Genomic DNA, 12700 nt, shown 5'->3' with positions numbered 1-12700 from the left:
TGCGACACTTGCCTCGATTCGACGTATTATTGTGCATTAAAGCTAATTACGTCGTCTTTGACTGAAACCTTAATGGTATTCGCCCCAGTAAAATCACCTTGCAATAGGCTCTGTGCTAACGGGTTTTCGATATACTGCTGGATTGCACGTTTTAATGGTCTTGCCCCAAAAACTGGGTCGAAGCCACTTTGTGCTATTTTCTCAAGAGCTTCTTCACTGACCTCAAAGCCAAAGCCGTTCTCCTTCAAACGAGATGCTAGTTTGTCGAGCTGAATGCTGGCTATCTCTTTGATATGCTCAGTCACCAATGGGTGAAAAACAACAGTTTCATCTATACGGTTAATGAACTCCGGTCTAAATTGAGTTGTCAGCACTTCCATTAATTTGGCTTTTAAAGCGACATAATCGTTATTACCTGCTTGCTCTTGAATAACATCGGAGCCTAAGTTAGATGTCATGATAATAACGGTATTTTTGAAGTCGACAGTACGACCTTGTCCATCTGTTAATCGGCCATCATCAAGTACTTGTAGCAAAATATTGAATACATCAGGGTGCGCCTTCTCGACTTCATCCAGTAACACAACGGAATACGGTCGACGTCTAACCGCTTCGGTTAAATAGCCACCCTCTTCATAACCAACGTAACCCGGAGGTGCGCCCACTAAACGCGCAACCGAGTGCTTCTCCATAAACTCCGACATATCAATGCGAACCATGGCATCTTCAGTATCAAACATAAAGCTCGCCAACGCTTTGGTTAGCTCTGTTTTACCAACCCCTGTTGGCCCTAGGAATAAAAATGAACCAATAGGGCGATTCGGATCAGCAAGCCCAGCCCTTGAACGGCGTATTGCATTTGCAACTGCGTTAACGGCTTCATCTTGACCAATCACCTTGTGGTGCAGTTCACCTTCCATATTGAGTAACTTTTCGCGCTCGCCCTGAAGCATTTTTGCGACTGGGATCCCAGTCCAACGAGATAAAATTTCAGCAATTTCATCTTCAGAGACTTGATTTTTAAGTAAGCTCATTTCTTGCATTTCAGCTTGTGAGGCAAGGTCAAGTTTTCTTTCTAGAGCAGGGATACGACCATATTGAAGCTCGGACATGCGTTGTAAATCACTGGCTCGCCTCGCAACTTCAAGGTCTAGACGTGCCTGTTCTAATTCTGCCTTAATGACTTGCGTACCTTGTAAAGAAGCTTTTTCAGCATTCCAAACTTCGTCTAGCTCTTTATATTCACCTTCCAGCTGTGAAATAAGCGATTGCATTTCTTGACGGCGTTTTTGGCTAGCATCATCTTTTTCTTTTGCCAGTGCATTATCTTCTAATTTTAATTGAATAATACGACGCTCAAGCTTATCGAGTTGCTCAGGTTTAGAGTCTATTTGCAGCCTGATGGAAGAACCTGCTTCATCAATCAGGTCAATGGCTTTATCTGGCAACTGCCTGTCACTAATATATCGGTGAGACAAATTAGCAGCCGCGACAATCGCGGGATCGGTGATATCAACTGAATGGTGCAGCTCGTATCTTTCTTTTAAACCACGGAGTATGGCTATCGTATCTTCTACTGTGGGCTCAGACACAAACACTTTTTGAAAACGTCTTTCTAGTGCGGCATCTTTTTCAATGTATTGACGGTATTCATCTAACGTTGTGGCACCCACACAATGTAGCTCTCCTCGTGCTAGCGCTGGCTTCAACATGTTACCAGCATCCATTGCACCATCCGTTTTACCTGCACCCACCATGGTATGTATTTCATCGATGAACAGAATAACGCTGCCTTCTTCTTTGGCAAGTTCATTGAGTACAGACTTGAGTCGCTCTTCAAACTCACCACGATACTTCGCACCCGCGACTAGCGCACCTAAGTCAAGTGACAGCACGCGCTTATGTTTCAGCCCTTCAGGTACTTCACCATTAATAATACGCTGTGCTAAGCCTTCAACGATGGCAGTTTTACCTACACCTGGCTCACCGATCAATACGGGGTTGTTTTTCGTTCTTCTTTGCAACACTTGAATCGTGCGTCGTATTTCATCGTCACGTCCAATCACCGGGTCAAGTTTGCCCTGCTCTGCACGTTCTGTGAGATCTATCGTGTATTTTTCAAGTGCTTGACGAGTTTCTTCTGCATTTGGGTCATCAACTTTTTGCCCACCTCGAATGGCCTTAATGGCCTTTTCAACTTTGTCTTGAGTTATATTTAACGCTCTGAAGATGTCCCCCAACTCGCCTTTATCTTCACAGGATGCGAATACAAACAGCTCACTGGAAATATATTTATCTTTGCGTTTTTGGGCGTATTTATCACACAGATTAATCAATGAGATTAAATGGTTAGAGAGTTGGACATCGCCACCAACACCTTCAACTTTAAAGAGCCTTTCAATGGCTTGAGACAGCTTGGTGTTTAGCTCGTCCGCACTTACTCCTGCCTGTGCAAACAATGCTCTAACACTTGAACCTGTTTGCTGCAGCAGTGCATACATTAAATGCACGGGCTCAATAAATTGATGATCTCTTCCTAAAGCGAGGGATTGTGCATCCGATAACGCACTTTGAAATTTGCTGGTAAATCTGTCTAACCGCATGAGATTTCACACCTAAGTAATCTAAACTACCTATTAAAGTGGGTCCTCAGTCATGCAGGATCAAGTGGTAAGTTTAATTTATTTGCGCCAGATCACGGTTGCCATTCTGCCACACTGCCCGTCACGACGGTATGAGAAAAACAGCTCTGGATGGGATACAGTGCACAAGTTTCCACCATGCACAGATGTTACCCCAAGAGCATGTAATTGCAGCTTTGCAATTAAGAAAATATCAGCCATGTATTTATTCGAAGCAGTGGGGCTGAATGCCTGACGATACGCTTCTCCTTGCTCGATAAAAGCTTGACGAACCTCAGCACCGACTTCAAAAGCTGTTGCGCCAATTGCAGGCCCAAGCCAAGCCATGACCTCTGTGGAACTTGCGCTAAAATGACGGAGGGTATTGGCAATAATATTGCCCGCCAAGGGTCGCCAACCACCATGAATAGCGGCGACTTCGTCCCCTTGTTTCGTAGCCAGCAAAATGGGTAAACAATCAGCTGTCATAATGGCCAAAGGCCTACGCCTAAGGTTGGTATACATGGCATCTGCTCGAACTAGCGTCGATGTATCTGTGTCTTTATTCAATACATGAACTTGATTGCCGTGCACTTGTTCTATCCACAGGGCCTCAGCGGGTAAGTAAGCACTTAGTACTGTACGATTTTTAGCAACATCTTGTTCCTTGTCACCTACATGATAAGCGAGATTCAACTCATCGAAAGGCGCTGATGAATACCCACCCAAGCGGGTGCTGGAAACAGCACCGATTTGGCTTTGTAACGGCCAACTTGGCAATAGTACAGAGTTAGTACTCAATTTGCGGATTTTCCTTACTGTCATGTCGTAGTACATCAGTAAGTGCTTGCATATCATCGGGGATAGGCGCTTCCCAAGTCATCATTTCACCTGTGATAGGATGAGCGATGCTCAACTTAACTGCGTGGAGCGCTTGTCTTTTGAAACCACGAAGAGTATCCAAGAAAGACTCCGAAGCATTTTTAGGCGGACAAGGTCTACCACCATACAATTGATCGCCAATTAATGGATGCTTTAAATAGGCCATATGAACTCGGATTTGGTGGGTACGACCCGTTTCCAAGCGCAATCTCAATCTCGTATGAGCTCTAAATTTTTCAGCAACTCGATAGTGTGTGATGGCCGGCTTACCCATCTCATGAACTGCCATATGCGTACGCTTCGTTGCATGACGCCCTATTGGCTTTTCAATCATACCACCCGCTGTCATGGTACCATTACAGATCGCTTCGTATTCACGAGTAAAATTGGTTCTCGCCTGAAGGTTTTTGACTAAATGCGTTTGTGCCTGAATCGTTTTGGCAACCACCATTAGACCTGTGGTGTCTTTATCCAAGCGGTGCACGATACCTGCACGCGGCACATTAATAATATCAGGGTGATGGTGCAACAAAGCATTCAATACTGTGCCATTTGGGTTGCCCGCACCGGGGTGTACGACTAGCCCCATTGGCTTGTTAATCACTAAGATGTCATCATCTTCATAGACAATATCTAGCGCGATGTCTTGCGCTTCGTATTCTCGCTCTGCTTCAATTTGTGTTTCGATCTCTACGAGTTCGCCGCCGAACAGCTTTTCTTTTGGCGTGCTCAATATTTGACCATTCACTGTTACTTTTTCATCTAATATCCAAGTTTTTATTCTTGAACGTGAAAAATCAGGGAACAATTGCGCTAATATTTGGTCTAGACGTTTACCGCCTAACTCGATTGGCACTTCGGCTTGTAGAGAAATTTGCTCTGACATGTGTAACTTTACCTAAATTACCAGTGCAAGCCTCGCTCGACTGGGTTAGAATCGCATAAATGCATAGTTTACTCGGTTTTACCGACTTGGCCTAGCCGAAGACAACGAAGGTAGTAAAATAAAATGATAATGAAGTTGGGAAAACGCGCTACAGCAGTCGTAATAAGCGCATCGATACTAGGATTAGCCGCATGTTCTTCAGCCCCAGAACAAGAAGAAATAGAACGCGTACCAAATAAGTCGGTACAGGCGCTATATGAAGATGCTAAACAAACGTTGGACTCAGGCCTTTACGCCAGAGCGATTCAATTATTAGGCGCGATTAATGCTCGCTATCCATTTGGCCCTTATTCAAGACAAGTACAAATGGATTTGGTGTACGCTTTCTATCAAACTGGTAACACAGATCAAGCACTCGCGACTGTGGATCGTTTTATTCGTCTAAACCCAAATCACAAGAATCTTGATTACATGTACTACATGCGTGGATTAATCAACATCAAAGCTGATGAAAACGCCTTTCAAGACTACTTCGGTGTAGACCGCGCTGATCGTGATGTCAGTAAAACTCGTGTCGCATTTCAAGATTTATCAACTCTGGTTAAAAACTACCCTGACAGTAGCTACACTCCTGAAGCAAAGAAAAGACTCGCTTGGTTATTGAATAAAATGGCACGTTATGAGCTAAAAATAGCCACTTATTACTTTGAACGTGAAGCATACCTAGCTGCTGCAAATAGAGGTAAGTATGTCGTTGAGCATTATTCTCAAAGCAGTTATTTACTTGAAGCGTTAGATATGATGGAAAAGAGTTACGATAAGTTAGGTCTTACAGAGTTAAGTGAACACGTAAGAAAAACAAGGGCGTTAAACCAACGCTAAGTAACTAATCGGGCATCCGATGATGCCCGAACATAGGGGCTGTTAAATAGCTTCTTCGTCTTCTTCACCGGTACGGATCCTAACGACACGCTCAACCTCAGTAACAAAAATCTTACCGTCACCAATTTTTCCTGTTTGTGCGGTCTTTAGTATCACATCAATCGCTCTGTCGACGTCTTCTTCTGCAAGCACAATATCGAGTTTTACTTTAGGTAAAAAGTCTACCATGTACTCTGCACCACGATATAACTCTGTATGACCTTTTTGCCGTCCAAAGCCCTTGACTTCACACACTGTCATACCTGTAATGCCAATATCAGACAGCGCTTCCCTTACATCATCCAACTTAAATGGTTTAATTATTGCTTCAATCTTCTTCATGATTATCATGCTTCCTCTGGTAGTGCGTCGATTTTAGACAATAGGGCCAAGCAAGGCAAACAAAGGTATTGAATAAAATATTGAAAAGGCGCAATATAAAGTATCCCAATTACATGTATCAGGAGCTTAATATGCAGCATCAACGGGGCATGAGCTTACTTGAACTGTTAATTACAATCGCTATTTTAGGCGTACTTGCAGGTTTAACTTATTCGTTTACACATTCCACCTTCCAAGACAACCGTGCAGAAAGTTTTTTGCTTGAGTTAAAACGCAGTGTGACATTTGCACGCGCTAAAGCAACAGCCAGTGATGAAATCGTCATTCTTTGCCCGGCTATAGAAAGCTTACTCATAGCTAATCAAGACTTTACTTGTACAACCAACTGGCAAAGCAACCGAATTGTTATTTTTTTAGATAGGGATAACAACGGTACTTATTCTGCAAGTAGTGATGACTTGCTAAGAGTCATGGAAAAAGTCAGCACAAATGACACGCTAAACTACCCAGTTGCTTCTTTAAAGTTTGACTCTAGTGGCAGATTAGGCAATGGCCAAAATGGTGACTTTGTGTATTGTCCAAATGGTGCGAATGCACAAAATCAGAGCCTAAGTATTACCCAAGCCGGTACCGCATTGTACACCGGAAATACAACAAACAATTGCACCCTGTAACAAGATACAGGGTGCAACCTATCAAGCCCGATGTGATGAGCTTGCCCCTGTATATATACATTAACTCATTCATTAAATAAGCATCCATACTGCATTACAAATAATAAAAATATGCGTGTGCCAAAGCGCTAGTTTGTATCTCGGCCACTTGAAAGTCCGCACAATATAATACTTTCACCTCCTATACCCCATTTATTCTCGCTGGTGTTGGCTAGCACTATGTACCTAGTGTGATAATCATCTAGCTAGATCTTCATTTATTTGGCAAGGAGAGCCGTTATGAAAAAGCCTTTCGGGCTTGCAATGCGAGGGTTTTCTCTCTTCGAACTCATTATCGTAGGCCTCATCAGCGCCGTTTTGATTGCAATGGGGATCCCGTCATTTTCTGAGCTGTTAATCCTTGATAGGCCAAAGCGGATGCTAACATCCATAGACAGAGCTATTAGTTATGCAAGACTGAAAGCCATTTATAGCGGCGAGCGAGTTACTTTGTGTCCATTATTAAAAAATCGGTGTACACGCTCGGTGTGGCATAAAGAGCTGACAATTTTCATTGATAGGGGTCGGCTGCGGGAGTTTGATAGCCAAGATATTAAACTACGAGTGTTAGGGCAAATTCCCACAGTAGATGAGCTAATTTACCCAAGACATGCTGTTATATTCAAGCATACCGGTTCGACTTGGGGTTTGGCCAATGGCACATTTGTTTATTGCATCCAGCATCGCGATGGCACTAAATCTGGTAAAGCCCTCTCACTTAGCGTAACAGGGCGAACTACTTTAAAAGACACTCAGCTTTGTGATTAACGCTCCCAGCACTGATCAACGCTGCCGGTGCCAGTTATGGATTTAATACCCAAATTATTCAGAGACATACTCGTGCATACAAGGTCGCCGTTTACTGGACCACTGGCCGCCGTTGCAGTTAGCGTATAGCCACCATTCGCTAAAGCAACCGTGATTGTAAAATATCCATTTCCACTCGTTGTCGGAACACCAATATCAGACAGGCTGCTCGCGTATTCTCTATTATCGACAAAATACTGCTCTTGTTTATTAGCGGCATCAAGCAATATCGTCATCGCCTCAGCTCGAGCAGCTCGTTGTAAATACCCTTGGTAATTCGGGTAAGCCAGTGTGGCCAAAATACCGAGTATCGCGACTACTATCATCAACTCAATCAAGGTAAACCCTTTAGCTGAACTTTCTCTATTTTTCATCATTGTCTTCTTTCTTATAGATAAACAATTGTCTTGTTTCATATGTAATCTCTAGCGACGATACGCCTGGCACATTTGCCGAACCATCTTTATTTTTATAAATACCTGGTGGTTCTAAGCGCTGCGGTGTTATGCCATCAGCAGGGTTACCCCCAAACATTTCATCTACTGCGTCTTCTTTGATAACGGTTGGGCTAATAATTTTAGCTTTAACCGACTTTTTATTCGTGTTTGGATCTACATATACATCATAGTGTGTTCTTGGTGTATCAGGTAACGTTGCAGTCGTACGATAGCGGCGCTTTTGAAATACCTGCATGCCATAATGCAAATGCACGATGTAAAGGTACCCAGTGCCCTCTCCGATGCTACATTGATTTTCTGATACCGTTGTCGGAGAAAAGGAAGTGAAATATGCTAGCCCCCCAATGGCTGTTGCAGCTGACAACGACTTTTCACCAGACCCCAGCGCAATGCGCCACCCTTTGGCACTACCCAGTTCTGCTTCTTTATCCGTAAAGTTGTCATAGCTACTTAGATTCGCCTTAAAGGGGTCATTGGTCACATTTAACAACTGACCGGTACGAATAGCCGCGGGTATACTTCCAGCTTTAAAGGACTTTGTTTTAGTGTTTTCATCACGTAACATGAATAAGAAGTTTTTCACGAAGGTCGAAGTTGGTTTAGCACGGTTACCACTCCCAATCAGGATCCCTTCATAGGGCACATCTCTGCGAATTTTCGTAATTTTACCATCTACATTTTCAAGTGTGACTTTACTAAAATAAGTTCTTGCAACCATCGGGCGGTAAAAAAAGCGTCTCTTTTGGTTGTCTTGAGCACCGCTCAGATTAGCGAACATAAAGTGCGTCCACGGTGCATCTCTGTCATCCGGTTTGGTACTGGGAATATCTACTCGCCAAATTCCCCCGCCGGTATCTGACGCGTATATTCTGTCGATATAACCGTCATAGTCGGAGTCCAACACGCTCACATCAGCGGCAATACTATGCTTTCCTTTAAAGCCAGTTGCCGGCGTCAATGACCAAACTGGGTTACCGCTTTGTAGGTCTACAATGTATAATCCGCGGCCCTTACTATCATCTGAAAAAGCAACATTGTCTTTGTTGGTGTCGTAGCCTGCACCAAATATGAGCACTGGCTTATCTGGTTGTGCCGTAATGAACGATACAATAGGCTTAGACCAAGTTTGCCCTAATTCCGCAAAAGCTCCACTGCCTCCTTTAATCGGCCCACCCCACATCAGTTTTGGCAAGTCGGGAACGGTGATATCAAATGCATAATATTCATTGCCACCGCGACGCATACCCGCAATCAGCCAAACTTTTTCTCCAGAATCTACAACCCCACTGTCGTTTTTATCCCAAAAATAAACAGTGATAGGACCATCCATACCATATAGCTTAGTGTCTCTTTTACGGTCTTTCAGGGGCTTTAATATGTCCAGTAATGAATCAGGTATGAAAGCCCAGCTCTCGGATACCGTATTACCATTATCCTTAAACATATGTAAAAAGCCTGCATTGGTACCAACAATGACGCGTAAATCACCGTTACCATAATCTATGCTTACCGGACGTGAATGTAAGGGGTCACCAAAAATATCTTTTCTTCGGTCAGTACGGCTGTTATCACCGTCGGCGTCATCAACGTCTTGCCCTCGCGACCAATTAATAACATTTGATACTTCAGAGCCCGAGGTTGCAAACTTGGCAGCAAGGTTAGACAGCGAACCTTGGTGTGCATTTAGCGCGGTGTTGTAATCAAAGTTGTAGAGTTTACCTTTACCAAAGTCCGAGTAAATTTTACGGTTAGTTTGACGATTGGAAAGTTGATAATTAATCCCCCCTTCCAATACCACATTACCATCTTTACTGGCAGGCTCGGACCAGAATGTGGTCACACTCTTGCCAATTTGGCCTTTATCATTAATGGCATTTGCAGTGCTTCCCATTCCATGTACGATACCACCCGTCACCTTGAGCTTTTTCAAGTTTCCGCTCCAACGCGTGTGCGTTTCTGGGTAGAACATCGTAAAGTAAACCGAATCACCACTGCGACTCAAATCTGAACTGCTAGTAGAAACGGAAGGCGCAGAAAAACTGTCACTTTGCTCTCGAATTTTCGAGATAGTTAGCTTGAGTGCGTTGGACAGCTGAGAAGCCGTATTCGCATGCAAATAATCTCCACCACCGTCGACTTTACCTGTTCTCTCTAACAGTGTTTTACCTGCATTTGACATGCCCGTACCAAATCCGATGGTATACACCCGCGCAAAATCTTGTTTGTCTGCAGTCGCCGGATATAAGTCAACCTGCTTATCTTGCGATCCTCTTAATATTTTCGCTAAAGAGTTTAAGTAGTTATTAGATACTTTGCTTGGGTAAGAGCCAAAAGTATTGTAATAAGTTTGGCTGATAGCGCTGTTTTTACCACTATCACTGGTAGGATCACCATCAGTCATTAAAATGATGTTAGTCGAGGTATCACATCTTTCGGGTTCACCAACAACGGGGGCAAACGGTGATTTATAGTAACCGTTTGACTCTATCGATTTATCTCTGTTGTTACCGCCATTGTAGCCGTAGTCAATAGCCCTGCCTGTTAGGTATAGATAAGCCTCCCACAGAGTTTCTGATAAAGGAGTATTACCACTGGCACGCAGGCTATTAATTTTACTGACTACAACACTAGGATCTGCCCCAAGGCCGTTCAATACATAGCCACCCGAACTGGAATACAATCGCATCAGGCCAAAATCAAAGTCTTTATTGTCGTTAACCAGAGATACCATTGCCTCTTTAGCAACTTTTAATCGGCTGTCACCACAATTTGAAGAGCGGTATCGACCATTTCTGTATTTATAACATCGCTTATTTGTTTTTGAAGTATCAAAGCAATCTACCGAGCGTATTCTGAAATTTTTGTACTCGTAACAACGTTGCCCATCATTCACATCCCAAGCCATACTGCCCGATGTGTCAAAGATCAAAATGACGCGAGACTTTTCAGTTCCACCTACATCGTGTTTTACATATAGCTCAATGTCCTCGGCAAAAGCCGGCGCAAGAAAAATTAAGCATATGAAAGTAAATAGTTTCTTAAGCATCATTGGTTCGCCTTCACATCTTGAATCTCTTGCCCAATGCCGATGATAACTGTGACTGTATGTCTTCCTTGGTCGCCATATTCAATTGAGCTCTTTAGCTCAGTCATGTTACATACGACACCCTCGGTATAGCTGTAAATTCTGGGGCAAGGGACCTCTAGCTGACCTCGGTTCAAGTTTTTCAACTCAAAGTCAATTTTGGTGTTTAGGTCTTGGCCCTTAAACTTATGCACGCCATCATCATTGGCATCAATTTGGCCATTGGTAAAGTGGAATTTACTGGCACCAAAAAGTTGCTTTTGATCTTTAACCAGCCTCTGCACTTCTCCCATTAGATAGGCTTCTGCAGCTTCGCGTTCTTGTGCTGCGTTGGTTATTTTTATATCAATGGTACTGCTGCTCATCAGTGTCACAGCAACACTCGTCACCGCAACGATAAGTACCATTGATACTATCAATACCATCCCTTGCTGATTACGTTTATTTACCATGCCGATGACCCCATATTATAAAGTTGCACTGTGGTCGAAAACACTGTACGTCGGTAGTTGTCAGAAAAGTTATGAACGACCTTATCTCCATCATTCCCTAACGTATAAGTTTGATTCTTCAATTTAATGCCAGGGTCCGGCTCCAACGATCTAACCAGTACTATGACCTGAACCGTTAATACACCTTCAGAGCGCTCCCAATCACTCGCAGTCATATTATCAACGCTACGATAACTATCTACTCTGCTATCACCATCAATATCAATACCAAACAAATATCGGATATCTTCAACGCCTTCAATGACTGTTTCTGTTGTCATATCCCCGTTTACCGTTAATCGTTTTCTTCGTAGAACGGGCACTGTCACTTTCTGATTATTCAAGGTAATAAGTTGCTCTTCGATAAAATAAACATGATGACTGTATGGCCAAAGCGTCGCATTAACATTGGGTAACCCCGTAAAATTAGGTCCAGATAAAAACTGTGCCTGCTCTTGCTGCGCTATAAAGTAGTACTTGTTTTGGTCTACCACACCATTGGTAATTTGATCTCCTTCCAGAAACTTAAGCTGGAGTACTTCAGTATTTTTTTTGGCACCTGAAATGCAGCTCAGTGCATTGCCTGTTGTCGTATAGTCAGCATAAATAGGTCTAAAATTAGTGGGGATTACAGCTGGAAAACTGCCATTGTTCAAGCCACCAAAACAGTCTCCTGGCGGATTTGCAGGACCAGCAGAATTATTGCTACTAAAGCCTTGGTCATAAAATGTGCCCCAAAAACCAACTTGCTCTAAGTCTCGACGTAGCAGAGTTAAAGATAAACGGCCAATTTCTTGTAGTTCGCCGATCGCCATGGTGTCTTTTGTGGTTACGCGCATACTCACATAAGTGGCAACAACTCCCCCGAGTAAAATTGCCCCAATAAAGAGTGAGATCATTATTTCAACTAATGTAAAACCACGTTGTCGCATATTAACTCCGCACCAACACAAAGCTGGAAATCGACACAAGTCTACGGTAGTCGTCTTTCGTGCCACAATTAATAGCACTTGTGTTGTTATTCGCTTTTATCGCTTGCCTACCGACCCAAGCTACCGTTACCGTCACGTCGAATCCATCGCCGTCTCTTATGGGAGTAATACACACCGTCGTGTCATCTAATGAACCTGTATTTTCTTTCGCGCGAATTGCCTGTTTCCACTGTTCTTTGTCTAGGTTCGCTATCGCTTGGTTATTACAAAAATTAGAGAAGCAGGTTAAATCACTTGCGAGTTGAGTTTGACTGGTGAACGCCCCGCCGTAGTGGTCTATCAGACTAGCCGTGTCATTCGAGCGAATGCGTTGCATTATATCGCCAGCAAGCGCCACCGCTGCCGCGCGTTGCATAGAATCAAAACTGGCTTGTTTCGCCTTTGCTTGTAGAGCAACTGCACCAAGCAGCCCAAAACTGAGCACCATGAAGGCTATCACGACCTCCAACAGGGTGAATCCAGCTTGGTTAACTTTTGGAAACAATCTACTCATGAAAAAAAC

General features: G+C 43.4%; 12 protein-coding genes. 3 read left to right on the top strand and 9 right to left on the bottom strand.

Going from position 1 to position 12700, the window contains the following annotated elements:
• Positions 1 to 26 precede the first annotated feature (26 nt).
• From clpB to rluD, 3 genes are all read right to left on the bottom strand, one after another.
• A complete protein-coding gene (gene clpB / locus N480_RS06180) occupies positions 27 to 2603 on the bottom strand; it encodes an ATP-dependent chaperone ClpB (protein WP_063371651.1) in 2577 nt (858 codons plus the stop codon).
• A 78-nt stretch (positions 2604 to 2681) separates the two neighbouring features.
• Positions 2682 to 3422, bottom strand: a complete 741-nt coding sequence (gene pgeF, locus N480_RS06175; RefSeq protein ID WP_231102231.1) for a peptidoglycan editing factor PgeF — start codon at positions 3420 to 3422, stop codon at positions 2682 to 2684.
• Positions 3412 to 4389: a 23S rRNA pseudouridine(1911/1915/1917) synthase RluD gene (gene rluD / locus N480_RS06170; RefSeq protein WP_063371649.1), complete on the bottom strand. Its 978-nt coding sequence runs from the start codon at positions 4387 to 4389 to the stop codon at positions 3412 to 3414. Before rluD ends, pgeF begins: the two co-directional genes overlap by 11 nt.
• A 123-nt stretch (positions 4390 to 4512) precedes the next feature.
• On the opposite strand from rluD, the gene N480_RS06165 reads away from it, so the two are divergent.
• Positions 4513 to 5271, top strand: a complete 759-nt coding sequence (locus N480_RS06165) for an outer membrane protein assembly factor BamD (RefSeq protein ID WP_063371648.1) — start codon at positions 4513 to 4515, stop codon at positions 5269 to 5271.
• Positions 5272 to 5313: 42 nt separating this feature from the next.
• Here N480_RS06165 and glnB read toward each other — a convergent pair whose 3' ends face one another.
• The gene (glnB, locus tag N480_RS06160) at positions 5314 to 5652 is read right to left on the bottom strand and encodes a nitrogen regulatory protein P-II (protein ID WP_010382451.1); all 339 of its coding nucleotides are present in this window, start codon (positions 5650 to 5652) and stop codon (positions 5314 to 5316) included.
• A gap of 131 nt (positions 5653 to 5783) precedes the next feature.
• Here glnB and N480_RS06155 point away from each other — a divergent pair, with 131 nt between their 5' ends.
• Positions 5784 to 6326, top strand: a complete 543-nt coding sequence (locus N480_RS06155; protein ID WP_081225476.1) for a pilus assembly FimT family protein — start codon at positions 5784 to 5786, stop codon at positions 6324 to 6326.
• Positions 6327 to 6605: 279 nt separating this feature from the next.
• On the top strand, positions 6606 to 7133 hold the full coding sequence (locus tag N480_RS06150) for a GspH/FimT family pseudopilin (protein WP_081231774.1): 528 nt from the start codon (positions 6606 to 6608) through the stop codon (positions 7131 to 7133).
• On the opposite strand, the gene N480_RS06145 is transcribed toward N480_RS06150, so the two are convergent.
• From N480_RS06145 to pilV, 5 genes are read right to left on the bottom strand one after another with little or no spacing between them, the layout of a single operon-like run.
• Entirely contained in the window at positions 7130 to 7546 is a 417-nt protein-coding gene (locus N480_RS06145) for a type IV pilin protein (RefSeq protein ID WP_155732775.1), read from the bottom strand. The two genes, N480_RS06150 and N480_RS06145, sit on opposite strands and share 4 nt — an antisense overlap.
• Positions 7536 to 10679 (bottom strand): pilus assembly protein, encoded by a 3144-nt coding sequence (locus N480_RS06140; RefSeq protein ID WP_063371645.1) that lies wholly within the window; start codon positions 10677 to 10679, stop codon positions 7536 to 7538. The genes N480_RS06145 and N480_RS06140 overlap by 11 nt, the downstream gene beginning before the upstream one ends.
• Positions 10676 to 11167, bottom strand: a complete 492-nt coding sequence (locus N480_RS06135) for a pilus assembly PilX family protein (protein ID WP_063371644.1) — start codon at positions 11165 to 11167, stop codon at positions 10676 to 10678. The genes N480_RS06140 and N480_RS06135 overlap by 4 nt, the downstream gene beginning before the upstream one ends.
• Complete coding sequence (locus N480_RS06130) at positions 11161 to 12138, bottom strand: PilW family protein (RefSeq protein WP_063371643.1); 978 nt, start codon at positions 12136 to 12138, stop codon at positions 11161 to 11163. The genes N480_RS06135 and N480_RS06130 overlap by 7 nt, the downstream gene beginning before the upstream one ends.
• Position 12139: 1 nt before the next feature.
• Positions 12140 to 12691 carry a type IV pilus modification protein PilV gene (gene pilV, locus N480_RS06125; RefSeq protein WP_063371642.1) on the bottom strand — a complete coding sequence of 184 codons (552 nt, stop codon included), beginning with the start codon at positions 12689 to 12691 and terminating at the stop codon, positions 12140 to 12142.
• Positions 12692 to 12700 lie beyond the last annotated feature (9 nt).

This window comes from Pseudoalteromonas luteoviolacea S2607 (genome assembly GCF_001625575.1).
In the GTDB taxonomy this organism is placed as follows: domain Bacteria; phylum Pseudomonadota; class Gammaproteobacteria; order Enterobacterales; family Alteromonadaceae; genus Pseudoalteromonas; species Pseudoalteromonas luteoviolacea_E.
The sequence above is the reverse complement of the archived record's forward strand: the minus strand, read 5'-3'. Positions and strand labels throughout refer to the sequence as shown.